This is a genomic window from Bifidobacterium myosotis (assembly GCF_002259745.1).
GTDB classification, from domain to species: Bacteria; Actinomycetota; Actinomycetes; order Actinomycetales; family Bifidobacteriaceae; genus Bifidobacterium; species Bifidobacterium myosotis.
In genome coordinates this window covers 1-23,098 of sequence record NZ_MWWW01000031.1, presented here as the reverse complement: position 1 = coordinate 23,098, position 23,098 = coordinate 1, and the positions used below count along the sequence as shown (strand labels likewise).

Annotated in this window: 21 protein-coding genes and 1 tRNA gene; 5 read left to right on the top strand and 17 right to left on the bottom strand. The window is 62.6% G+C overall.

The annotated features are described in order from the left end of the window. Positions 1 to 453 (top strand): ATP-binding protein (locus BMYO_RS10820; RefSeq protein ID WP_158216990.1); only part of this gene is annotated, 453 nt, incomplete at its 5' end. A 727-nt stretch (positions 454 to 1,180) separates the two neighbouring features. Here the strand turns inward: BMYO_RS10820 and BMYO_RS10815 are convergent. The 7 genes from BMYO_RS10815 to BMYO_RS10785 all read right to left on the bottom strand — a co-directional run bounded on the left by BMYO_RS10815 (position 1,181) and on the right by BMYO_RS10785 (position 7,475). Further along, positions 1,181 to 1,471 carry an endonuclease domain-containing protein gene (locus BMYO_RS10815; RefSeq protein WP_143249179.1) on the bottom strand — a complete coding sequence of 97 codons (291 nt, stop codon included), beginning with the start codon at positions 1,469 to 1,471 and terminating at the stop codon, positions 1,181 to 1,183. A 210-nt stretch (positions 1,472 to 1,681) separates the two neighbouring features. After that, positions 1,682 to 2,848, bottom strand: coding sequence for a GTPase Era (era, locus tag BMYO_RS10810; RefSeq protein ID WP_233428265.1), 1,167 nt, complete (start codon positions 2,846 to 2,848; stop codon positions 1,682 to 1,684). Position 2,849: 1 nt separating this feature from the next. Continuing rightward, on the bottom strand, positions 2,850 to 4,283 hold the full coding sequence (locus BMYO_RS10805) for a hemolysin family protein (protein WP_094668469.1): 1,434 nt from the start codon (positions 4,281 to 4,283) through the stop codon (positions 2,850 to 2,852). 56 nt (positions 4,284 to 4,339) lie between these two features. After that, positions 4,340 to 4,894 carry an rRNA maturation RNase YbeY gene (gene ybeY / locus BMYO_RS10800; protein WP_094668468.1) on the bottom strand — a complete coding sequence of 185 codons (555 nt, stop codon included), beginning with the start codon at positions 4,892 to 4,894 and terminating at the stop codon, positions 4,340 to 4,342. Beyond that, complete coding sequence (locus BMYO_RS10795; protein ID WP_094668467.1) at positions 4,884 to 6,086, bottom strand: PhoH family protein; 1,203 nt, start codon at positions 6,084 to 6,086, stop codon at positions 4,884 to 4,886. Before BMYO_RS10795 ends, ybeY begins: the two co-directional genes overlap by 11 nt. 19 nt (positions 6,087 to 6,105) lie before the next feature. Next, positions 6,106 to 6,444 carry a histidine triad nucleotide-binding protein gene (locus BMYO_RS10790; protein WP_094668466.1) on the bottom strand — a complete coding sequence of 113 codons (339 nt, stop codon included), beginning with the start codon at positions 6,442 to 6,444 and terminating at the stop codon, positions 6,106 to 6,108. A 233-nt stretch (positions 6,445 to 6,677) separates the two neighbouring features. Further along, positions 6,678 to 7,475 carry a 16S rRNA (uracil(1498)-N(3))-methyltransferase gene (locus tag BMYO_RS10785; RefSeq protein ID WP_094668465.1) on the bottom strand — a complete coding sequence of 266 codons (798 nt, stop codon included), beginning with the start codon at positions 7,473 to 7,475 and terminating at the stop codon, positions 6,678 to 6,680. A gap of 105 nt (positions 7,476 to 7,580) precedes the next feature. Between BMYO_RS10785 and BMYO_RS10780 the strand changes: the two genes are divergently transcribed. From BMYO_RS10780 to glgC, 3 genes are all read left to right on the top strand, one after another. Beyond that, positions 7,581 to 7,668, top strand: a tRNA-Leu gene (locus BMYO_RS10780). Between the two features lie 138 nt (positions 7,669 to 7,806). Further along, entirely contained in the window at positions 7,807 to 8,685 is an 879-nt protein-coding gene (locus BMYO_RS10775; RefSeq protein WP_094668464.1) for a TrmH family RNA methyltransferase, read from the top strand. Positions 8,686 to 8,987: 302 nt separating this feature from the next. Next, the gene (gene glgC / locus BMYO_RS10770; RefSeq protein ID WP_094668463.1) at positions 8,988 to 10,232 is read left to right on the top strand and encodes a glucose-1-phosphate adenylyltransferase; all 1,245 of its coding nucleotides are present in this window, start codon (positions 8,988 to 8,990) and stop codon (positions 10,230 to 10,232) included. A 140-nt stretch (positions 10,233 to 10,372) separates the two neighbouring features. Here glgC and BMYO_RS10765 read toward each other — a convergent pair whose 3' ends face one another. From BMYO_RS10765 to BMYO_RS11595, 9 genes are all read right to left on the bottom strand, one after another. After that, positions 10,373 to 10,981 (bottom strand): metal-sulfur cluster assembly factor, encoded by a 609-nt coding sequence (locus BMYO_RS10765; RefSeq protein WP_094668462.1) that lies wholly within the window; start codon positions 10,979 to 10,981, stop codon positions 10,373 to 10,375. A 10-nt stretch (positions 10,982 to 10,991) separates the two neighbouring features. Then, entirely contained in the window at positions 10,992 to 11,558 is a 567-nt protein-coding gene (gene sufU / locus BMYO_RS10760) for a Fe-S cluster assembly sulfur transfer protein SufU (RefSeq protein WP_094668461.1), read from the bottom strand. A gap of 14 nt (positions 11,559 to 11,572) precedes the next feature. After that, positions 11,573 to 12,847, bottom strand: coding sequence for a cysteine desulfurase (locus BMYO_RS10755; protein ID WP_094668460.1), 1,275 nt, complete (start codon positions 12,845 to 12,847; stop codon positions 11,573 to 11,575). Between the two features lie 399 nt (positions 12,848 to 13,246). Further along, positions 13,247 to 14,026 (bottom strand): Fe-S cluster assembly ATPase SufC, encoded by a 780-nt coding sequence (gene sufC, locus BMYO_RS10750; protein ID WP_094668459.1) that lies wholly within the window; start codon positions 14,024 to 14,026, stop codon positions 13,247 to 13,249. 69 nt (positions 14,027 to 14,095) lie between these two features. Then, a complete protein-coding gene (gene sufD, locus BMYO_RS10745) occupies positions 14,096 to 15,343 on the bottom strand; it encodes a Fe-S cluster assembly protein SufD (protein ID WP_094668458.1) in 1,248 nt (415 codons plus the stop codon). Positions 15,344 to 15,348: 5 nt separating this feature from the next. After that, positions 15,349 to 16,848 (bottom strand): Fe-S cluster assembly protein SufB, encoded by a 1,500-nt coding sequence (sufB, locus tag BMYO_RS10740; protein ID WP_094668457.1) that lies wholly within the window; start codon positions 16,846 to 16,848, stop codon positions 15,349 to 15,351. 391 nt (positions 16,849 to 17,239) lie between these two features. Further along, positions 17,240 to 18,841, bottom strand: coding sequence for a L,D-transpeptidase family protein (locus BMYO_RS10735; protein WP_094668470.1), 1,602 nt, complete (start codon positions 18,839 to 18,841; stop codon positions 17,240 to 17,242). A 538-nt stretch (positions 18,842 to 19,379) separates the two neighbouring features. Continuing rightward, a complete protein-coding gene (locus BMYO_RS10730; RefSeq protein ID WP_094668456.1) occupies positions 19,380 to 21,050 on the bottom strand; it encodes a CTP synthase in 1,671 nt (556 codons plus the stop codon). Positions 21,051 to 21,120: 70 nt separating this feature from the next. Then, the gene (locus BMYO_RS11595; protein ID WP_143249178.1) at positions 21,121 to 21,318 is read right to left on the bottom strand and encodes a hypothetical protein; all 198 of its coding nucleotides are present in this window, start codon (positions 21,316 to 21,318) and stop codon (positions 21,121 to 21,123) included. A gap of 244 nt (positions 21,319 to 21,562) precedes the next feature. Here BMYO_RS11595 and BMYO_RS10725 point away from each other — a divergent pair, with 244 nt between their 5' ends. Further along, positions 21,563 to 22,504 carry a type IV toxin-antitoxin system AbiEi family antitoxin domain-containing protein gene (locus BMYO_RS10725; RefSeq protein WP_094668455.1) on the top strand — a complete coding sequence of 314 codons (942 nt, stop codon included), beginning with the start codon at positions 21,563 to 21,565 and terminating at the stop codon, positions 22,502 to 22,504. On the opposite strand, the gene BMYO_RS10720 is transcribed toward BMYO_RS10725, so the two are convergent. Then, the coding region (locus BMYO_RS10720) for a transposase (protein WP_143249177.1) at positions 22,484 to 23,098 on the bottom strand (615 nt) is incomplete at its 5' end. The genes BMYO_RS10725 and BMYO_RS10720 overlap by 21 nt on opposite strands.

Below are 23,098 nucleotides of genomic sequence, written 5' to 3'. Positions count from 1 at the left end.
AGTCGATGTGAGGACCTCGTGCTCTACGGGCCCGTCGGGGTCGGCAAGAGCCATCTCGCGATCGCGATCGGCAGGCTCGCCTGCGCCAGGGGCATACCGGTCCGGTTCTTCACCGCGACCGGACTGCTCATGCGCCTGCGCCGCGCCCAACAGGACAACCGGCTCGACCGGGAGCTCGCGGGCATCGGCAAAGCACGCCTCCTGATCATCGACGAGTTCGGCTACCTGCCCATCGACGAGGAAGGCAGCCGCCTCCTCTTCCAGATCATCAGCGACAGCTACGAGACAAGGAGCATCATCTACACCACCAACATCGAATTCTCGGGATGGGGACGCATTCTCGGCGACAAGAACATGGCCGCCGCCCTCATCGACCGCACCGTCCACCACGGACGACTCATCAGATTCGAGGGCCACTCCTACCGCAGCCAACACGCCCTCATGACCAAATAACCAAACAACACAACAACACACGCAGACAGGCAGCGGCCGATACCGCACACACTGCGGAAAACCCGCTGCCTACACTGCGGAAAAACACTGCACAAAACGCAGACACCAACTTGACAAAGCACAGCATAAGGGATGCACCTCACGCATGCGACGTACACCCCTTTCTCCGCGCTCGGCCACGCGTGCAACACCCCATTTGAGGTACGATGCGTCGATTCAACGCTTTTCGAGCTGTTGTACCGCAGCAGTGTGCCCCGACAGCCGAAGCAAACGTTTTCAATCCATATCGGGGCAATACGACTGTTTCAAAAACCGCGGAAACAAGCCATTCCTGACGCATGGGCGAAATCGACCACACTCAGCCCTGCGGTACGATACACGAAAAACGCGCGATTTCGCACATCGTACCGCGCCTTCTTGTACACAACACGCCAAAAAGAGCCTTCTGAGGATTTCGTACCGCAGCCATATGCCACGCATGCATCACGAGCATCACCCACCGCAGCTACCGGCCACATAGTACAGTGCCACGCCACACTATAAGCGGCTCCGTATGGGACAAACTAAGGCGCATTCATCGTTTCTTAGATAGGTTCCCAAGAACAGGACGGTACAACAAAGGCAGGCAGTGCACGCAAGGCGCCGATGAATAGTTGACTGCGCCTAAGCAATGAAAACGCATGACCCTTACACGCCAAAATCGGAAGAATCGGATTGAGGCAAACCCTCAAGCAATCGCCGATTCAATCGCTCGGCATACTCCCTCAAAATTACAATCGACATCGTAATTGGAAAAGCGAAGGACCGTGAAGCCCTCCTTCTCGAGTTCCCCGGTTCGGAGCTCATCAGCCGACCGCTGTTGCTCGGAGTAATGCCCTCCGCCGTCAAGTTCAATGATGAGTTTCGCCTGCTCGCTGCTGAAATCGGCGATATACTCTCCGATCGGCTTCTGCCTTCGGAAATGCTCAGGCCGGAAGCGAAGATACTCATACCATAGTTTGCGCTCCCATGGAGTCATGGAACGACGGGAGCTGCTTGGCCAGCGTGACGTTGCGCTTGTTATAGGACGTCATTGCTTTAGAGTACAGGAAAACGGAGTGATGTTCCTGTATGCCTGTTTTTTCTCCCCTCAGTCCGCTTCGCGGACAGCTCCCCTCAGGGAGGGGAGCCGAATAGGTGCGGACATCACTGGACCAGTTTCACCCTCAGGAAGGGGAGCCGACATGGGTTAGAATCCTAGGCGGTCTAGTTTCTTGGGATCGGACTGCCAGCCTTTGGCGACCTTGACGTGGAGGTCGAGGCGGGCCTTCTGGCCGACGATGCGGTTGACCGGGGTGCGCAGCTTCTTCTTGACGTAGGTGAGGTTCGAGGCGCCCTTGCCGATGATGATCGGCTTCTGCGAGTCGCGTTCCACATAGATCGACACGTTGACCTGCGCCTTGCCGTCGTAGGCGGCACCGGTCTCGTTGTCCTCCGGATAGTCGATGGAATCCACGACCACCGCGAGGGAGTGCGGCAGCTCGTCGTCCAACGTCTCCAGGAACGCACCGCGGATAAGCTCGGCGATGGTGTCCTCCGGACGCTCCTCGCTGATCTGGTCGTCAGGGTACATCTGCGGGCCTTCGGGCGTGTTCTCGATGAGCACCTTCCTGACCTCGTCCAGATTGTCATGCTCCAGGGCGCTCACCGGCACGATGTCGGAAAAGTTGGCGAAGTCGTTGATCTCGATGAGCTTGTTGATGAGCTGCTGGCGACCGAGCTCGTCGATCTTGGTCACGATGGCGATCAGCGGAATCTTCCACACGAACGTGCCATCCTCGCGCTTGGTGGCGAAGTCGGAACGCAGACGGGACAGGATGCGCTTGTCGCCGGGGCCGATCTCCTGATCGGCCGGCAGGAGGAAGGCCACAACGTCCACATCGGACAGGGACTCCTCCACCACATCGTTGAGCCGCTGGCCGAGCAGGGTTCGTGGACGGTGAATACCGGGCGTGTCCACAAGCACCAGCTGTGCATGCTCGGTGGTCAGAATGCCGCGGATGGCCTTACGGGTGGTCTCCGGGCGGGAGGAGGCGATGGCGATCTGCTTGCCGATTAGCGCGTTGATCAAGGTGGACTTGCCCACATTCGGTCGGCCCACCACGGCCACGAAGCCCGAACGGTACGGCACATCGTCCTTCGCTGGTTCGGTCAGGGGCGAATCGTCAGAATCGTCGTCATCGGCAGCCTCGTCGGCGACATGGGATTCCGTCGCTCCCTCAGAAGCGCCGACCGCGATCTCCGTCTCGTCCGGCTCCCCCGCGGCTTCCACCGTCAAATCAACCGCGTCCACCGTGACCTCGGTTTCGGCGCGCTCTTCTTCCTGATGATTCTGAAGATCCTGCTGATCGCTCATCTCACTCCTTATCGGCGTTACGTTCGTCATCGGCGACCTGTTCGCCGGCATGCTCATAGGTCTTGCCATCTTCCTCGCCGCCCTCGACGTGGGCCGGCTCGACCACGATGGTGGACACCTTCTTGCGGCGTCCGGCCGAATCGACGGCGGTAAGCCTTAGTCCGCGCGTCACGGCCGACGCGCCCACGATCGGCACGCGCCCGAGCACCTTGGTCAGCAGGCCGTACACCGTGTCCACATCGTCCTCGTCGATGTCGATCTCGAAGATCTCCTCCAGATCGGCAATCGGCGTACGGGCCGGCATCCGCCACTTGTTCTCGCCGATCTTCTCGGGTTCGGCGCGCTGGGTGCGGTCGTGCTCATCCTCCAGCTCGCCGACAATCTGCTCGATGGTGTCCTCGATGGTCACCATGCCGGCGATGCCGCCGTATTCGTCCACCACCACGGCCACATGCTGGCGGGACCGCTGCATTTCGTGGAACAGGTCGTCCACCGGCTTGGATTCGGGCACCAGCAACGGCTGGCGCACGATGGAATCGACCGAACGGTCCAGCGCGGCCGGGTTGAAGGCGGTGGCGCGCACGGCGTCCTTGAGGTAGGCCACGCCGATGAGGTCGTCCACGTCCTCGCCGATGACCGGGACGCGCGAGAAGCCGGAGCGGGAGAACAGCTTCAGCGCCGAGGCGAGTTTCGTATCGCGCTCCATGCAGATCATGTCGGTGCGCGGCACCATGATCTCGCGGGTCAACGTGTCGGACAGCGTAAGCACGTTGCGCAGCATCTCGGAGACCTCGGGATCGAAGTCGTTGGATTCCACCAGGCGGTCGATGGCGGCCTTGCCCTGTTCGAGCTGGATCTTGTCCAGCTCCTCGTCGTCGGACAGGTCGGTGTTCTTGCCGCGCTTGCCCGACGCCTTACCACCGGTCTTGTCGGAGCCGATGCGGGTGAACGGCGTGATCTTCACGGCGATGGAGACCACGCGGGAATGGGCGAGCATGATGTCCACCGGCTTGGCCATGCCGGCGGTGCGCGGCCGGACCAACACGGACACCACGGCCACGATGATCGCGAACACGAATCCCGCCAACAACTGCACCCAGAGCTCGGCGCCCCACAGCGCCGCGATGGATGCCACCAGGACGCCGTCAAGCACGTTGCAGGCGATGCGGAAGAACGCACAGCTGCCGGCCGTGGCGTACCGATCGGAGATCAGCCGCTGCACGCGGTGGATCTTGTCGATTTTCTTCATCTTGAGGAACTGGCTGGCCTCGGTGTCGGTCTGCACCTCGAGGATGAGGTTGTTGAGGCTCGCGCGCGTCACACGGGCCACGGCGCCCTCCGAGGCGGCCATGGTCAGCGAGAACCAGACGAACAGGGCCGCCACAAGCACGAGCAGCACGGTGATGGCGATGAGGGTGGTACTGGAATACTCCATATGGTTCGATGTCCTTGCGGGTGGTATTGGTGATTCGGTGGCGGTCGGGCTGGGCCTTAGGCCTGCTTGGCGTTGAGGTCGCGTCCCGTGCCGTGCGCGGCGTCGTAGAGGGCCAGCGCGTCGGGCGTGCCGGCGGGCAGCGTGGCCTGGACTCCGGCGTCGTGGCGCAGTGCGAAGAAGGTAAGCAGCAGTTGGCGTTGCAGTCCGAACATCTGACGTTCCTGCTCAGGCGTCACATGGTCGTAGCCGAGCAGATGGAGGATGCCGTGGATGGTCAGCAGCAGCATCTCCTGCATGGCGCTGTGTCCGGCGGCAGCGGCCTGCTGGGCGGCGACCCACGGGCAGATCACGATGTCGCCCAGCACGCCTTCCATGACGGTTTTGCCGTCGCCCGGCCTCAGCTCGTCCATCGGGAAGCTCATCACATCGGTGGGGCCTTCGAGGTTCATCCAGCGCATGTGCAGTTCGGCGATGGGATCGGGGTCCACGAACATGATGGTCAGGTCGGACTGGGTGCTCACGCGCATCTGGTCCATCACCCAGACGCCCAAATCGGAGAAGACCTTCGGGTCGATGACCCACTGGGTCTCGTTGGTCACGTCAACGCTCATCGGTTGCCTCGTTTCGTGTAATCGGGGTCGATTCGGTGTTGTGTTCGGGTTCGGTCTCGGGCGCCCGGCGCCGGTGGCCCCTGCGGCCGATGTCGCGGTGGTCGCCGGCGATGGCGGCGTGCCGGTCGTAGGCGGCCACGATCTTGCCCACCAGCTGGTGACGAACCACGTCCTCCGTGTTGAGGTGGATGAAGGAGATGCCCTCGATCTCGCCAAGGATCTGCTCGATGGTGGCCAGACCCGAACGGGGCACGGCCAGATCGACCTGCGAGATATCGCCGGTGATCACCATTTTGGTGTTGAATCCGAGACGGGTGAGGAACATCTTCATCTGCTGCTCGGTGGTGTTCTGTGCCTCGTCGAGAATCACGAAGGCGTCGTTGAGCGTACGTCCGCGCATGTAGGCGAGCGGCGCCACCTCGATGGTGTTGTCGTCCATGAGGCGTCTGAGCTGGTCGGTACCGAGCATGTCGCCCAGCGCGTCGTACAGCGGGCGCAGGTACGGGTCCACCTTGTCGGTCAGCGTGCCGGGCAGGAAGCCCAGGTTCTCGCCGGCCTCCACGGCCGGGCGGGTCAGGATGATGCGCCGGATCTGCTTGTCCTGGAAGGCGCGCACGGCCTTGGCCACGGCGAGATAGGTTTTGCCGGTGCCGGCCGGGCCGATGCCGAAGGTGATGGTGTGGGATTCGATGGCGTTGACGTAGGCGACCTGTCCTGCCGTCTTCGCGCGCACGGGCACGCCGGCGGCGAACGTGATGACACCGGGGACGGACGGCTTGCGATAGGTCATGTCATGGGCCGACTGCGTGCGGACGGCACGGGACCTGGCATGCGGTTCGAGGGCGAGTGAGGCCGACTGGACGAAACGGTCATGCGCCGGACCGTGGCCCGGATGCTCCTGCCGCACGCTGTTCCTCAGCACGTTCTGGTCGAGCATGCGACGCACGGTGTCGGCGTCCATCGGGGCAGTGTACGCGGCCTGGATGATCGTATCGATCAGGTCCTCGGCCTGCGCGGCCTGCGCTTCGGTCTGCTTGGATCGGGAGACGATCGCCACCCGATTGCCGCGCACGATGATGGTGAGTTCCGGGAAGGCGCGTTCCACCTCACGGATGACCTCGTCCACCGGACCGAGCACGGCCACGGGATCGAGTTGCGGCGGGATGGTGATGGTACGTGTAGTCGTTGCCACGAAAGCGTCCCGCTCCTCGCTACTCGTCCAGCTTCTCGCCGGTCAGCACATGGGCGTGAACATGGAACACGGTCTGTCCGGCGTCGAGACCGGTGTTGAACACCAGACGGTACGCGCCGTGGAAGGAGTCATCGGCGATGCGCTGGGCGACGGAGACGATGTGGGCCAGCTCGGCGGGGTCCTTGGCGGCGAGCTCCGCCGCGTTGGCGTAGTGCTCCTTGGGCACCACCAGGACGTGGACCTTGGCCTTGGGATTGATGTCCTTGAAGGCATACGTGGTGTCGTCCTCATAGACCTTGCTGCTGGGAATCTGCCCTGCGATGATCTTGCAGAACAGGCAATCGTCGGATGCGCTCATCATGCTCCTTGGTTCTTGATATCGGACTATGGAACAGCTTAGCGCGGGGGCGTTACTCAGCACCCGCGCCACTCACATCGATTCGTAATCATCCACACACGACGTTCGCGTACGCCGCTCGCATACATCGTCCGCTCATACCGTTGGCCACATCGTTCGCCCACGACCTGCGCGAACATCATCGGCACCCTTCGGCACCGCCATCCGCAGGACGGACGGCGGCCGGGGATCCACTACTCGTAGCGGCCAAGCGTGCGGGACAGCAGCGAGAGAGCCACCGGACCGGCGGTGGCCGCGCGCAGGATGTTGCGGCCAAGCACGCAGCTGACGGCCCCCGCGGCGGTGAAGTCCGCCACCTCCTGCTCGCTGATGCCGCCCTCGGGGCCGACGACCACGCTGACCGTGCGCGGGCGGCCGTCCTCGAGCGTGCGGTCGATGAGACGGCCCACCTTCTCCTCCACGCCGGCCCATGTGTCGGTGGCGTCCTGATGGAGCACCACCACCAGATCGCCATGCACGCAGGCTCTGCGGCATATGGCCACGATCTGCTTGCTGGAGACGCACTCCCCCAGTTCCGGACGGAACGCACGGCGGGACTGCTCGGTGGCGGCGTCCAGCACCGCGCCCCATTTCTTGTCGGTGCGGCCGGCCTTCCATTTGGCGATGGACCGGTCCGCCTGCCAGGGGACCACCTCGTCCACGCCGATCTGTGTGGCCATGTCGATGGCCTGCTCGTCGTGGCCGGTCTTGGCCAATGCCTGAATCAGGGCGAGACGGGTCTGCGGCGCGGGCTCGCGGCCCACTTCGATCACTTCGGCCAGACCGGCCTCGGGATCGGCCATGACCGCGCGGATGCGCAGGCCGCGGCCGTCGGACAGCTGGAGGCTGTCCCCGGCCTTGAGGCGCATGGCCTGCACGGCATGACGCTTGATATGGGCGGGCAGGGTGAGCTTCCATCCGGTGTGGAGTTCGTCGCTGTTCACCGGCACGTCGTCGACCTGCGGGTCGAAGAGGAAAAGGGCATCAGTCATGCTCACAAATCTACACGGATAAACGCGACACGCCGTATGCACCCCCTCGATTTGCACTTCCGTGAATCACTGCTAAAGTATCAACTCGTTGTCCACACGACACCTGCCCGGGTGGCGGAATGGTAGACGCGCTAGCTTGAGGTGCTAGTGCCTATTTTATACAGGCGTACGGGTTCAAGTCCCGTCTCGGGCACAGACAAAACCCCTTGCATTGCAAGGGGTTTTTGCATATCACAATCGAGTACGGCACGGCGGTCGGTGTGCGGCATGCGTCGCGTCGCGCACAGCCGGCCATCAGCCGTCAAGTCCATATCCCTCGCGAAAGGACACCATGCAGCGCATCACGCTTGACTCCGTTGACGATCCGCGCGTAGAGGCATACGTGAATCTCACGGAAATGCAGCTGCGCAACCGTCTGGAGCCGGCCAAGGGCATGTTCATCGCCGAATCGCCCAAGGTGATCGACCGGGCGCTGGCGGCCGGACGGGAGCCGCTGTCGCTGCTGGTCGAGGAACCGTGGCTGGACGGCATGGCCGAGACCTTCGCCTTCATCGACGCGCACTGGGGGCCGGACGTGCCGGTGTACGTGGCCTCCCCCGAGCAGCTCAAGCGGCTGACCGGCTATCGCCTGCACCGGGGCGCCCTGTGCGCGATGCGCCGCTGGCAATTGCCGTCCGTGGCCGAGGTGTGCCGCAACGCCCGCCGCGTGGCGGTGATGGAGAACATTGTGGACCACACCAACGTGGGCGCGCTCATGCGTTCGGCCGCCGCCCTCGACGTGGACGCCGTGCTGGTCACGCCCTCCTGCGGCGACCCGCTGTATCGGCGCGCCGCCCGCGTGTCGATGGGCACGGTGTTCCAAGTGCCGTGGACCCGCATCACCGGGCTCAATGAGGACGGCACCGAGGACCGTCACTACTGGCCCTTCAAGGGCATCGACGAGCTCAAATCGCTGGGCTTCACCACGGTGGCCATGGCGCTTGAGGACGATTCGATCTCGCTGGACGAGCTGACGCGCCGCCTGCACCTGCCCTCCGACGACGCCGAGCACATCGGCAAGCTGGCGCTGATCTTCGGCACCGAAGGCGACGGCCTGTCACGGCACACCATCGCCCGTGCCGATCTGACGGTCAAGATTCCGATGAGTCATGGCGTCGACTCGCTCAACGTCGCCGCGTCCAGCGCCGTCGCCTTCTACGCCACACGCTGATTTTGTGCGTATGTTGCACACCGACGTTGCGCTGATACCTCACTGACCCACACTGACCCACACTGGCACCGCGCGCGTTCACCGCCGAAACGTCGCTCGACACGCCGGCAAACGACGCGACGCGCCGAGCGACGACGGCGTGCCGCCACATTATTCATTGCGAGTTCACGCCACGCGGGGGCGAAAGCCTTGCATGTTCGTTTTTTTCTGCAATTATTAACTATGTCAACCAAATGCAAGGAAGCGTTTGGCCCAGCAGTGCGGTGTCGAAAGACGCTCAGTAACAAGAGAGGACAGTTACGATGGCCAAGAATCCCAAGATTCTGTCAATTGTGCTTGCAGGTGGCGAGGGGACGCGCCTGATGCCTTTAACCCGCGATCGCGCGAAACCCGCCGTCCCCTTCGGTGGCGTGTACCGACTCATCGATTTCCCGTTGAGCAACCTGGTCAACTCCGGGTACCGTCAGGTCGTGGTGCTCACCCAGTACAAGTCCCACTCGCTTGACCGTCACATCTCCCAGGTGTGGCGTTTCTCGCCGCTGCTGGGCTCGTACGTCTCCCCTGTGCCGGCGCAGCAGCGACTCGGCAAGCACTGGTACCTCGGTTCCGCCGACGCCATCTACCAGACCATCAACATCATCGAGGACGTGCAGCCCGACATCGTGGTGATCGTGGGCGCGGACCACGTCTACCGCATGGACTTTGAGCAGATGGTCCAGCAGCACATCGAGTCCGGCGCCGAGTTCACGGTGGCCGGCATCCGCCAGCCCATCGAGCAGTCCAAGCAGTTCGGCGTGATCCAGGTCGATCCGGAACACCCGAACATGATCAAGAACTTCCAGGAGAAGCCCGCCACCACCACCGGCCTGCCGGACAATCCGAACCAGATTCTGGCCTCCATGGGCAACTACGTGGCCAACACCAAGGCCCTGTTCGAGGCGCTGGCCCTCGACGAGAAGGCCGCGGATACCAAGCACGACATGGGTGGCGACATCGCCCCCTACTTCGCCTCCCGCAACGAGGCCGGCGTCTACGACTTCAACTCCAACGAGATTCCGGGTTCCACGGCCACCGATCACGCCTACTGGCGCGATGTGGGTACCATCAAGCAGTTCTACGATGCGCACATGGACCTCATCGCCTACGTGCCGGAATTCAACCTGTACAACCAGGACTGGCCGATCTACACGATGTCCGGCAACCTGCCGCCGGCCAAGTTCGTGCACGCCGGACGTGACCGTCTGGGCCACGCCACGGACTCCATCGTCTCCCCCGGCGTGATCGTCTCGGGCGGCGAGGTGCACCACTCCGTGCTCTCCCCGAACGTGCGCATCCACTCCTGGGCGCAGATTGTCGATTCCGTGCTGTTCGACGGCGTGGTCATCAACCGTCGTGCCCGCGTGTACAAGGCGATTCTCGATAAGAACGTGGTGCTCACCGAGAACTCCACGGTCGGCATCGACACCGAACACGATTTGGCCCGCGGCTTCACCGTCACGCCGGACGGCATCACCGTGGTGCCGAAGAACACCATCGTCGACGACTGATACGACTGAACACGGCGATTAGGTAAAACGCGTATGCCCCGCGAATCACATCGCGGGGCATATGCGTTTTACCGTGTATGGGGCGAGCCGGCGGGACAACGGCTTTCGACGAGTCTATCCGCCCGTCTCGCCCACCGTCGTCAGTACGTCGGGAAGTTGTCGAAATTGAAGCCCAAGGCGGCGAGCTGGTCACGGCCTTCGGGCGTGATACGGTCCATCGTCCAGCGCGGGTTCCACGTCCAGTCGATGCGGAACTCCTCCACCAGCCCGGCCAGCGTGGAGGCGCATTCATCCTCGATGAGATCGGTGAGCGGGCAGGCCGGCGTGGTCAGCGTCATCGTGATGATGGCGCGGCCGAGTTCGTCGATTTCAATGCCATAGACCAGACCCAGATCGATCACGTCGATGCCCAGCTCCGGGTCGATGACCTGATGCAGTGCCTCGCGCACGTCCTCGGCGGTGGCGCGGCCGATGTCGTCCACGGCCTTGAGCGGAATCTGATCGTCGCCGGTGCCGGAATCGTCATGGCATCCGCAGGCGCCCTGATGGTTGCCGCATCCGCATGCATCGCCACCGTGCGCGCCCTGCGCAGCGTCACCGGACGGCCCCACCGGGTGCCCATTCGGGAAGCCCTTGGCCAATGCCGGATTCATCATCACACGGCGGGCGGCCTCTTCGTCCTGCAACACGTCGTTGACGGCGTCGAAGATGGACGACTTGGGTTCTGGAACCAGATTGTTGTCGGTCATTGTGTTTACCTCAGTTCTTTGCGGCCAACGCCTTGGCGATGGAATCCTTGAGCCCTTCCCAGCCTAGCAGGGCGCACTTGATGCGCATCGGGTATTTCGACACGCCTTGGAACACGACGGCGTCGCCGAGCTCGTCCTCCAGCGCCTCGTCGTTCAGGCCGGCGCCGCGCGACTCCATGAGCCGGTGGAACGCCTCCTCCAGATGCATGGCCTCGTCCACGGTCTTGCCGTCCACCAGATCGACCATCACGGACAGGCTGGCCTGCGAGATGGAGCAGCCGTGGCCGTCCCAGACCAGACGCTTGATGGGGTGCGGCTCGTCGTCAGACACCTCCACATGGATGGTGGCCTCGTCGCCGCAGGTGGGGTTGAACTGGTGCGACTCCCCCGGCGTGCAGTACTCGTGGCTGGCACGCACGGTGGTGTCGGCGGCGTCCGGACCGGGCGCTCCCGCGGATTGCTCCACGGCGGCGTCGGGAGCGAAGGACTCCCTGCCGTGCGGATGCTTGGCAGCCTCGAGGATCACCTCCTGGTACATCTGCTCCAGTTCGTCGCCGCTCATGCCGAAATCACTCATACCTCTATTGTTCCTTATTCCACTCCAAAGAACTTGCGGATGCCCTTGGCGGCCTCCACCAACGCCTGTGCGTCCTCCACCGAATTGTATACGCCGGAGGAGGCGCGGTTGGACGCGTACAGGCCGAAGTGGCGATGCACCGGCTGCGCGCAATGGTGGCCGACGCGGATGGCGATGCCCTGCGCGTCGATGAACTGGCCGACATCGTGCGGGTGCACGCCCTTGACGTCGAAGGCCACGGTGCCGATGCGGTCCACGTTCTCACGCGGTCCCAGAATGCGGATGCCGTCGATGTCGCCGAGCTTGAGCAGTTCGGCGGCGATGATCCGCTCGTGGGCCTCGATGTTCTCAAGTCCGATGTTCATCATCCATTCGGCGGCGACCCCGGCGGCCACCACCTGCGCCACCGGCTGGGTGCCGGCCTCGAAACGGGCCGGCGGCTCCATGTACTGAGCCTCATGGTCCATGTAGGCCAGCTCCACCATCGATCCGCCGAAGTTGGCCGGAGGCAACGCCTCGAGCAGCTCGCGCTTGCCGTAGAGGAAGCCCACGCCGGTCGGACCGTACATCTTGTGGGCGCTCCATGCGGCGAAGTCCACATCCAGCGCATGGAAATCGACCTTGAGGTGGGGCACGGACTGGCAGGCGTCCAGGATGAACACGGCGCCGACCGCATGCGCGCGCCTGATGATCGGGGCGATGTCCGTGATGGCGCCCGTGGTGTTGCCCACATGGGTCACAGCCACGACCTTGGTGCGTTCGGTGATGACCTCGTCAAGGTTGTCCGTGCGCACACGGCCGTCCTCGGTCAGGTCGATCCACTTGAACGTGGCGCCGGTGCGGTAGGCCAGCTCCTGGAACGGCAGCAACACGGAATGGTGCTCGGCGCGCGAGACGACGATCTCGTCGCCCGGCTTCAGGGCGAAGCGCTTGGCGGCCTCTCCCCCACGGCCGAGGCTCGCGTTGCCGAACGCGGTGGCCAGCAGGTTCAGGCCCGCCGTGGCACCACCGGTGACGACGATCTCCTCGTTCCCCTCCTCGGCGTTGGCACCGACCAGCTTGGCCACCTTGGCGCGCGCCTCCTCGAAGGCCACCGTGGAACGGGCCGCCAGCTCATGGGCGCCGCGATGCACGCCGGCGTTAATCGTACGGTAGAAGTCGGCTTCGGCGTCGATCACCGCATTCGGCTTCTGCGAGGTGGCCGCGGAATCGAGATACACCAGCGGATGACCGTGGATCTCCTGGTCCAAAATCGGGAATTGCGCCCGAATCGCCTTAAAATCAACCATGTTTCCCCTTCATTTGCTGTGGTTATAGGTTATCCGCGCTTTCGATGATCTGTGCTGAACCGTTCCCTGTATGTGACGGTGGATTGGTGTGGTGCGTGCTGTCCGACACACTCAAGGCCGTTCGGCCCCGCTCCGGCGTGTGCTCGCGGAGCTTAGCACACGCCTGCGCTGCTTACGGTCGGCCAACACGCGCCACGCCAATCCCCTCCTTGCCAGAGAGACGCTCTCACCAACGTAACGATGCCGACGGAAGTAAAGCGTGGGTTGGGATATGCCGTTCACGACCGTAGGCTTGGCCGAGCGGCCTTGAGCGTGTCGTGAACGGCATATCCCAACCCACGCGCCGACGCTGGAACCAAAGCGTTCCACACTCCACCGGCACGGAAGATGCGGACAGACTCAGGCCAGCGCGGATTCGGAGTCGGCGCCTTCGGGCAGGTAGGCGTCGTAGCCGTTCTCCTCGAGTTCATCGGCGAGCTCCGGGCCGCCGGTCTTGACGAAGTGGCCGTCCGCGAACACATGCACGATGTCCGGCTTGATGTACTTGAGGATGCGCGTGTAGTGCGTGACCATGAGGATGCCGAACTGGTTGGCCTCCTTGGCGCGGTTCACACCCTCGGAGACGATGCGCAAAGCGTCCACGTCAAGGCCGGAATCGGTCTCGTCGAGGATGGCGAACTTCGGCTTCAGCAGTTCGAGCTGCAGCACCTCGGCGCGCTTCTTCTCACCGCCGGAGAAGCCCTCGTTCACGGAACGGGTGGCGAACTTCGGGTCCATCTTGAGGCGCTTCATCGCCTCGGACAGCTCCTTGGTCCACTGACGCACGCCCGGCGCCTCGCCGTCGATCTCGGTCTTGGCGGTGCGCAGGAAGTTGGTCATGGACACGCCCGGCACCTCGACCGGGTACTGCATGGCCAGGAACAGGCCGGCCTTGGCGCGCTCGTCCGGGGTCATCTTGAGGATGTCCTGACCGTCGAGCAGGGCCTCGCCGGAGTCGACCACGTACTTGGGGTGGCCGGCGAGCGTGTAGGCGAGCGTGGACTTGCCGGAACCGTTGGGGCCCATGATGGCGTGGGTCTCACCGGAGTGGACGGTCAGGCTCGCGCCCTTGAGGATCTGCTTGATGCCTTCCTTGGTCTCGACGTGGACGTGGAGATCCTTGATTTCGAGTGTTGACATGTGTGTGCTCCTAAAAAATGTCTTTGCTTGGCTGCCGCTGGCCTTGGCCTGTTATGCCTGACCGTCGGCTTACTTGTCTTCGAGGACCTGCGTCATGGCGGCGCTTTCGCCACGGGTCAGACGACGGTCGATCACGTCCATGAGGTGCTGCGAGATGGCTGGTATGCCGATCTCCTCGACGAGTTCGCCGAAGAAGCCACGCACCACGAGCTTGCGGGCGTCGGTTTCGGGGATGCCGCGGGACTCGAGGTAGAACAGCTCCTCATCGTCGAAACGGCCCACCGAGGAGGCGTGGCCGGCTCCGATGATGTTGCCGTTCTCGATCTCCAGATTCGGCTCGGAATCGGCGATGGCACCCGGCGTGAGCACCAGGTTGCGGTTGAGCTCATAGGAGTCGGTGCCGGGGGCGGTGGGCTGGATGAGTGCGTTGCCCACCCAGGTGGAGTGCGCTCCCTTGCCGTCGAGCGCGCCCTTGTAGACCACGCGGGACTTGCAGTCGGGGTGGTTGTGCACCACCATCGTGCGGTGTTCGATGTGCTCACCGGGGTCCACGAAGTAGATGCCGAGCATGTTGAGGTCGCCCTGTTCGCCGCCGAAGTCCTGATCCATGCGGATGCGCACGATGTCGCCGCTCAGGGTCACCACGGAGTGACGCAGGGATGCGCCTTCACCCACATGGATGCGATGGTTGGCCACATGCTTGGCGGTCTTCGCCCACTCCTGGATGAACGTGGCGGAGACGTGCGAGTCCTTGCCGGTGGTGATCTCCACGCCCTCGGCCAGACGGGCGTCGCCCTCGTGCTCGACCACGACGTCCGCATGGCACTTGTCGGCCGCGGCGATCACCAGATGGAAGGCGTCGAGGTCCGGGCCTTCGCCATGCACCTTGACCAACACCGGCTGGGCGATCTCACCGCTCAGCTCGATGACGGTGGCGGTGGTGCCGGAGTTCCATTCGACCGCCGAAACGCGGTCGTTCGGCTTGGAGACGGTGCCGGAGGGGGCCTCGCCCAGCTCGGTCTGGTAGAGCTTGACACCTTCGACGAGCGGGCCGCCGTCGATCATCGACACTTCGATCTTGGTCTCGCCGGACGGCTTGAACACCTCGAAGAACTCGTTGATGCGCTCGATCGGCGTGTAGCGCCATTCGTCCTGCTTGCGATCGGGGGCCGGGAAGTCCGCCACGTCGAACGAGCGGACGGCGTGGTCCACTGAGGAGGGCATGGTCGCCGGAATGGCGTACGGATCGTTCGGGTCCGCGACCGGGATAGCGATTTCCTTGACGTTCTGGACGTTCTGCTGTTGTTCCTGAGTCATCGGAATCAGCCCACCGATCCTTCCATCTGCAGTTCCACAAGTCTGTTGAGTTCGAGCGCGTATTCCATCGGCAGCTCGCGGCTAATCGGCTCGACGAAGCCGCGCACGATCATGCCCATGGCCTCCTCCTCCTTGAGGCCGCGGCTCATCAGATAGAAGAGCTGGTCCTCGGAGACCTTGGAGACGGTGGCCTCATGGGCCATCGAGACGTCGTCCTCACGTACGTCCACATGCGGGTACGTATCGGAGCGGGAGAAGTCGTCCACCAGCAGTGCGTCGCACACGGTGGAGTTGGACGAGCCCTCGGCGCCCTTGACGATCTTGACCAGGCCGCGGTAGGCGGAACGACCGCCACCGCGTGAGATGGACTTCGCCACGATGGTGGAGCTGGTGTGCGGGGCCAGGTGAATCATCTTGGCGCCGGTGTCCTGGTACTGGCCCTTGCCGGCGAAGCCGAGGGACATGGTGGACGCCTTGGCGTACGGCTCGGCGAGGATGCAGGCCGGGTACTTCATCGTGGCCTTGGAGCCGATGTTGCCGTCCACCCATTCCATCGTGCCGCCTTCGCGCACATAGGCGCGCTGGGTGACGAGGTTGTAGACGTTGTTCGACCAGTTCTGCACGGTGGTGTAGCGCACGCGGGCATGCTTCTCAACGATGATCTCGACGATGGCGGCATGCAGCGAGTCCTCGGACCAGATCGGGGCGGTGCAGCCCTCGACGTAGTGCACGTAGGAGCCTTCATCGGCGATGATCAGGGTGCGCTCGAACTGGCCCATGGCCGGCGTGTTGATGCGGAAGTAGGCCTGCAGCGGGATGTCCACATGCACGCCCTTCGGCACGTACACGAACGAGCCGCCGGACCATGCGGCGGTGTTCAGGGCGCCGAACTTGTTGTCCTCGGGCGGCACCACGGTGCCGAAGTATTTCCTCACCAAGTCAGGGTATTCGCGCACGGCGGTGTCCGTGTCCACGAAGATCACGCCCTGCTTCTTCAGGTCCTCGCGGATGGAGTTGTAGATCACCTCGGACTCGTACTGGGCGGCCACGCCGGAGACCAGACGCTTCTTCTCGGCCTCCGGGATGCCCAGACGGTCGTAAGTGGAGCGGATGTCGTCGGGCAGTTCGTCCCAGCTCTTGGCCTGCTTCTCGATCGGCTTGACGTAGTACTTGAAGTTCTCCGCGTTGAAGCCCGAGAGGTCGACGCCCCAGTTTGGCATCGGCTTGTCGAGGAATGCCTTGAAGCCGCGCAGACGCATGTCGAGCATCCACTGCGGTTCGCCCTTGTCCGCGCTGATGGCGCGCACGACGTTCTCGTCGATGCCTCGCTTGGCCGCCTCGCCGGCCGCGTCGGAATCATGCCAGCCGTAGCTGTAATCGCCGAACTGGCTGATGATCTCGTCGTCCTGCCTGATCTTCTCCTCGTTGACGCGGGAACGATCGGCCACATACTGGCTCATCTCCACGTCAGCGGCGGCGTTTGGCGCTGTGTTTTCGGTCACCATCCTGCCTTCCATCTTGTATCGCTCATAGTCCTAGGTAAACCTAACAGAACCCATGGGGAAACACTACCAACCGCAACGAATAATGGTTGTGTGTTTCATTACAGGCATACGACGCCGACTGCTCGGATGCAAGGGCTGATTCGGAACCGCTTCGCTATTCGCAGCGACTCCGAATCACCGCCGCGCCACATCGCCGAACGGCATATGGCACCGCGCCGCAAAGGGTCGCCTAGCGAGCGTCCCGAACAGCAAAGAACAAAAAAGTGGGACCCACCTTGCAGCAGGTCCCACAGTAATCGGACTAGTCGGCCGAGTCAGACGCAGCATCGACAGCACGACACCACATGCGGCCACGCATTACGCGCTTCACCCTCACCCATCCCAGACGTCGTCAGGCCTGGACGTGCACGCTGGTGCCGTCGAGGCACCAGTTGTAGAACCATTCGGCCACGTCCCAGCCGATGCCCACGCAACCGTGGGAGGTGTTGGCGTTCATCGCACCGATCTGCGCGTCGGTCATCGGCGAGACGATGCGGTGGATGGCGCATCCGGAACGCGAGAAGTAGTTCACGAAGCCGACGTCCTTGACGTCCCACTGGGACTGGGAGCCGTCCGAAAGCGTCAGATTGCCGCTCATGTCCTGCGACGGGTACTTGAGCCAGATGGTGAAGTCGCCGGTGGGCGTGCACAGATCGCCCATGCAGGTGCCGACGCCGCGCACGGTGCCTTCGCCGGCGGACATGTTCATCGCCTTGACCAGCTGGTCGTTCTCATAGGCGTACACCTTGCCGTCCGAAAGGTCCACGACCACATGGCGTTTGACGGTCTTGTCCTTCATCGGGTCGACCTTGCCTTCGACCGTGATCGAGCTCTGGCCCTTCTCCATGGCCTGAATCACGCTGGCGCCGATGTTGGTGTCCGCGCCGTCGGCGATGGTGACGCCGTCATGTCCCTGCGAAATCGTTTGCAGCACCGTGCCGTTGTTGTTGACCACGGTCTCCCGGTCCTCACGGCCCGTCTTGAGGTTCGACTTGATGGACTCGTCGTAGTACTTCTGCAGCTTGGCGGCGTCGAAGACGACGTATCCGTCACGCCACTGATTGTCCTTGAGCTTGGAGTTGTCGTTCGCGTCGATGGTCATCGCGGCGGCCAGAGCCTTCGCGTCGATGGAGGCGACGTCATGGTCGGAGACCTTGATGGTCACCGGCTTGGCCACGTACTTGTCCAGCGTGGCCTTGGCCTTGGTGGCGATCTCGTCGGTGACGACGGGGTTGATGTCCTTGAGCTCCACGGTCTGGGCCTTCGCCTCGGTGGCTCCGAAGCCCTTGACCGTATCTGCCAGAGCGGTGGCGATCGGCTCGGGATCGGCGCCCTGACCCTGCTGGCCGGGCACCACATCGAAGCCGCTGCCATCGCCATTGAGCTTGACCTGCGCATCCACCGGCTGCTTGCCATTGCAACCCAGCTGCTCGTCGATGACGGTGCTCGTGGCGGCGGCCGCGTTGACCAATTCAGGGGTCACGTCCTTCTTGGTCCAGAACGCGTAACGCTGCCACCATGCGTCGTCGCGTTTGGCGTCGAACGCCTCCTGGGCGATGCTGTCGACGTCCGCATCCAGTCCAAGGTCGCTAAGACGGAAATCGCCGGACTTGCCATTGTACGTGACTTGGACCGTCGCGTTCCTGACGTTGTCCTCCACTGTCCGGACGATCTGGTCCTTGGTCTGGCCGGCGATCGAATTGCCCCACAAGGTGGTGCCCGGCAGGGCGTGGGATTCGAAATACCACCATCCGCCGGCCGCCACGGCACCGATCATGGCGACGAACGCGGCCACTACGACCCACGGCCACACATGGCCCTTGCGCGCGTTCTCGGCAGCGGGATCGGCCACCGCATCAAGAGACCCCAGCACTTGCGTGGCCTCATTGGTCACAGGGTCAGCGGGAGACCTCCCCGCCGTGTTCGCACCCCCGACGTTATTGTTATCGGTCATGATCGTGTTCGCTCTCCACTCCGGCATCAGCCGCATATATGGCACATGGCTTTGTCCAAACACCGCCATTGTAGGCGGAATGCTTGTCATGACAGGTTACACAGAAGCACCCGACGGATGTGAGCTGGCTCACAGGGGATGGTTTCGGCCGCGTCAACCAGCGTGCCCTCTTCCCGGACCATGCCGGCATCGGCAATCCACGATGTTCCCTTCGTCGGGCCCATCGCCTGAGTGATGTCGTATCGCGCTCGCTCATTGCTCTACTTTCCGCCGTAGCATGCGTCCTAATCGCATCGTATCAAACAGAGACGGAGGCGGTAATTTTTTACCGTCGCGCACGAAACCAAGCCATATTCGACATGCCACGGGCCACGAATGACGGCAAAGGGGCGGCGCAGCCTCCCCATCGGGAGACCACACCGCCCCTTTACCGTATCAATGCCATGGCACAGTGATTCGTCAGTCAGCGTAACCGTATCTGGCTAGCGGAATCACGACGCCAAAGAACCAGACAGGAGAACCGGCAAGCACCAACGCGTCACTTGCCTAGACGTTCGGTCTCGTGATCGAGCGCGGCCTTGACAAGTCCCGCGAACAGCGGATGCGGCTTGGTCGGGCGCGACTTGAACTCCGGGTGGGCCTGGGTGCCCACGTAGAACGGATGCACGTCCTGCGGCAGTTCGACGAACTCGGTGAGCTCGCCATCCGGGCTCTGGCCGGAGATGCGCAGACCGCCCTCACGCAGACGGTCCTTGTAGGCCACGTTGACCTCATAACGGTGGCGGTGACGCTCGGTCACATGCGTGGTACCGTACAGTTCGGCCACCAGCGAGCCCTCCTCGAGCTCGGCCGGGTTGGAGCCCAGACGCATGGTGTGGCCCATGTCGCCGTGACCGGCGACGATGTCCTTCTGCTCCTCCATCGTGGCGATGACCGGGTTGGCGCAATCCGGCTCGAACTCGGAGGAGTTGGCGTCCTCGATGCCCAGCACATGGCGGGAGTATTCGATGACCATGGACTGCAGGCCCAAGCACAAGCCGAGGGCGGGCAGCTTGTTCTCGCGGGCGAACTTCAGCGCGCCAATCTTGCCTTCGATGCCGCGGATGCCGAAGCCTCCGGGGATCACGATGCCGTCGATGTTGTCGAGCGCGGCGGCGGCGCCTTCGGTCGTCTCGCAACGGTCTGCGGCCACCCACTTGACGTTGACCTTGGCCCAGTTGGCGAAGCCGCCGGCCTTGATGGCTTCGGTCACGGACAGGTAGGCGTCCGGCAGGTCGATGTACTTGCCGACGATGGCGATGTTCACCTCGTGCTTCGGGTGGTGGACGCGCTCGAGCAGGTCCTCCCACTCGTCCCAGTCCACGTCGTGGAACGGCAGTCCGAGCTCGCGCACCACATAGGCGTCGAGGCCCTCGTCGAACAGGATCTTCGGCACGTCGTAGATGCTGTTGGCGTCCACGCAGTTGACCACACCCTCGGCGTCCACATCGCACATGAGGCTGATCTTGTCCTTGATGCCCTGGTTGAGCGGACGGTCGGAGCGCAGCACCAGCGCGTCCGGGGAGATGCCCAGCTGGCGCAACATCATCACGGAGTGCTGGGTGGGCTTGGTCTTCAGCTCGTGCGCGGCGGAGATGTACGGCACCAGCGAGACGTGCACGAACATGCAGTTCTCGGAGCCGAGGTCACGACGCACCTCGCGGGCCGCCTCAAGGAACGGCTGGGACTCGATGTCGCCCACGGTGCCGCCGATCTCGGTGATGATCACGTCCACGTCGTCGGAGGCCTGGGCGCGCATGCGGGACTTGATTTCGTTGGTGATGTGCGGAATCACCTGCACGCACTGGCCGAGGTACTCGCCGGCGCGCTCCTTGCGCAGCACCTCCTGATAGATCTGGCCGGTGGTGACGTTGGCCTTCTGGCTCAGGAACACATCCAGGAAACGCTCGTAGTGGCCGATGTCCAAATCGGTCTCGGCACCGTCCTCGGTCACATAGACCTCGCCATGCTGGAACGGGTTCATCGTGCCCGGGTCCACATTGATGTACGGATCAAGCTTCTGCTGGAGAACCCGGATGCCACGGCTACGCAGCAAACGACCGAGGGAGGAAGCGGTCAGGCCCTTGCCAAGTGAGGAAACAACGCCACCGGTGACGAAAATATGCTTGGTGACGTGCTCTTGTGAATTGCCATGTGTTCTTCTAACCATGGAATTTCACTCTATCATCCGCGCGTGACTCGGCGTGTTCGTGGATAGTCGACTCTTCGCCTCGCCTGCGTCAGTCGGTCTTGCCGATACTGAACACAGCGATCGCCTTGGTCGAGTTGGTAACGGAGAAGGTCACCAACTCATAGCCCCGCTGCGCCATCTCATTGGCAGTCTTCTCCAGCCGCTCGGCCATGCTTGCGGCCTTAATGCGTAATTCAGCACCACTGCCTTGTGCTGCTTCATCGGAATCCCCTTCTCTGTATTCCAAGTATTCCGAAGACAGCTTCGTTGTAATTCGTCATAGATCGACGCGGATACCACATTCCAGACGCTTTGCCTGTTTTTCCAACACGATATCCAATGAGCTGCCGTTATAATCCCACGCGGCTTTGATGCCGCATATTGACCATCGTCATCGTTCAGTTATCCACAACCCGCCGAAAATGGGAAGCTGTATCCACATTGTCCGTTCCGCTTGCGCTTTGCATAATCGACGGTTTAGCGTCGGCATCATGAAAGAGCACAAGGAAGTGACCGCACTGCTGCGGCAAGCCGAATCCGAACAGCGATGCGCCTTTGGCAGCACCAGCCCACAACGTCGCGCATTGAAAAGGCGGGAAACAGCGCGCGAACTCATCGCGCCCTATCCGGCGATGTATGCCACCCCTCAATACTGGAAAACGCTCAACCCCTCAGAACAGGAAATGCATGTTATGCGTACACTTGCACAGAAGCATCCCTCTTGGGTTTTCGCTGGGCTCAGTGCCGCTTGTGCCTACCGGTTGGATCATGCCTATTCGCTTCATGACGGCACGGTATCCATAGCGAGCACATTGACCAGTCGAGACTCCGACTGCGCGAAACTTCGACGAATCTATATGAACGATATTCGCCCGTGGACCGCCTACGGCATTCGCGTGACCTCCCCCGAACGCACGCTTATCGATTGCGCGGAACAGTTCGAGTTTCCTTACGCCTTGGCTTTCTTCGATTCTGCGCTACGGCGGAATTACACCACAATCGATCGAATATGGTCGCTTCTCATCCAAGTCTCACCAGACACTTCCCGCGTCAAGCCGCTTCTTGAATGTGCTGATCCATTAAGCGAGAACGGCGGCGAATCACTGATGCGCGGACTAATCAAACAGCACCATTTCGCTGTCCCACTGCTTCAGGTGGAATTCGATAATCCCGGCAACGCTCAATACCCTTACCGCGTTGATTTCTGCTGGAAATTGGCCAACGGATGCATCATCGTGGCCGAATATGACGGTATGGCAAAATACGCCGATGCGAGTAATGCGAACCGGGCCAGTGTCTCAGCCAAGCTGGAATATGAACGAAAACGCGAAGCGCATCTCAAATCAAGCGGCGTGACCACCATCGTTCACGTGTTCTATGAAGATTTGAGAGGCTTGTGCTGTTTTCGTGGGTTAGGTTGTGGGCTTTGGTAGTCGGATGTCGAGGCCGCCGCATCGGAGCATGATCAGGGCGATGAGGTTGTCCACGTGGTGGAAGCCGTAGGCCATGCGGATGGTGACCTTGATCCTGTTGTTGAACGCCTCGAGTCTGGCGTTGGAGTAGCCCAGCTCGATCGTGCGCAGGATGTCGGGCCGCCGTCTGCGGATCTTTTGGGAGAGTTCGACGATCTCGGGGATGCGGCTGTGGGACGCCCAGAACACCCAGTGTTTGAGTTCCGCGGTGGCCTGTCCGAGCGGGTGCTTGAGCAGGTTCCTCAGCAGTTCCTTGAGCTGCCATGCGCGGTAGAGCTGGCCCTTGGGATCCGTGTTCCTCAATGCGGCGAGGGATTCGTCCTGCCGGTCGGTGAGATGGTCGGGGTTCTTCAACACGGCGTATTTGACGCCGCGCATGCGCTTGACGCCCTCCTGGTCGCCGCCGCGCCTCGCATCGTTCCACAGGCGCTTCCTGACGTCGTCGAGCGCGCCGGTCATCCAGCTGACGATGTGGAAGCCGTCGAGCACGCGCTCCGCGTTCGGGCAGTGCTCCTTGACGCATGAGTCGATCCACTTCGCGCCGTCGCCGGTGAC

What these genes read in the sequence shown, in the direction of transcription:
- BMYO_RS10785 (WP_094668465.1), bottom strand. Translation starts at nt 7,475, where the DNA reads ATGACTGATGCCCTTTTCCTCTTCGACCCGCAGGTCGACGACGTGCCG.
- BMYO_RS10765 (WP_094668462.1), bottom strand. Translation starts at nt 10,981, where the DNA reads ATGACCGACAACAATCTGGTTCCAGAACCCAAGTCGTCCATCTTCGAC.
- BMYO_RS10725 (WP_094668455.1), top strand. Translation starts at nt 21,563, where the DNA reads ATGAAAGAGCACAAGGAAGTGACCGCACTGCTGCGGCAAGCCGAATCC.
- BMYO_RS10730 (WP_094668456.1), bottom strand. Translation starts at nt 21,050, where the DNA reads ATGGTTAGAAGAACACATGGCAATTCACAAGAGCACGTCACCAAGCAT.
- ybeY (WP_094668468.1), bottom strand. Translation starts at nt 4,894, where the DNA reads ATGAGCGTTGACGTGACCAACGAGACCCAGTGGGTCATCGACCCGAAG.
- BMYO_RS10755 (WP_094668460.1), bottom strand. Translation starts at nt 12,847, where the DNA reads ATGGTTGATTTTAAGGCGATTCGGGCGCAATTCCCGATTTTGGACCAG.
- sufB (WP_094668457.1), bottom strand. Translation starts at nt 16,848, where the DNA reads ATGGTGACCGAAAACACAGCGCCAAACGCCGCCGCTGACGTGGAGATG.
- sufC (WP_094668459.1), bottom strand. Translation starts at nt 14,026, where the DNA reads ATGTCAACACTCGAAATCAAGGATCTCCACGTCCACGTCGAGACCAAG.
- BMYO_RS10735 (WP_094668470.1), bottom strand. Translation starts at nt 18,841, where the DNA reads ATGACCGATAACAATAACGTCGGGGGTGCGAACACGGCGGGGAGGTCT.
- glgC (WP_094668463.1), top strand. Translation starts at nt 8,988, where the DNA reads ATGGCCAAGAATCCCAAGATTCTGTCAATTGTGCTTGCAGGTGGCGAG.
- era (WP_233428265.1), bottom strand. Translation starts at nt 2,848, where the DNA reads ATGAGCGATCAGCAGGATCTTCAGAATCATCAGGAAGAAGAGCGCGCC.
- BMYO_RS10790 (WP_094668466.1), bottom strand. Translation starts at nt 6,444, where the DNA reads ATGAGCGCATCCGACGATTGCCTGTTCTGCAAGATCATCGCAGGGCAG.
- BMYO_RS10815 (WP_143249179.1), bottom strand. Translation starts at nt 1,471, where the DNA reads ATGACTCCATGGGAGCGCAAACTATGGTATGAGTATCTTCGCTTCCGG.
- sufD (WP_094668458.1), bottom strand. Translation starts at nt 15,343, where the DNA reads ATGACTCAGGAACAACAGCAGAACGTCCAGAACGTCAAGGAAATCGCT.
- BMYO_RS10805 (WP_094668469.1), bottom strand. Translation starts at nt 4,283, where the DNA reads ATGGAGTATTCCAGTACCACCCTCATCGCCATCACCGTGCTGCTCGTG.
- BMYO_RS10775 (WP_094668464.1), top strand. Translation starts at nt 7,807, where the DNA reads ATGCAGCGCATCACGCTTGACTCCGTTGACGATCCGCGCGTAGAGGCA.
- sufU (WP_094668461.1), bottom strand. Translation starts at nt 11,558, where the DNA reads ATGAGTGATTTCGGCATGAGCGGCGACGAACTGGAGCAGATGTACCAG.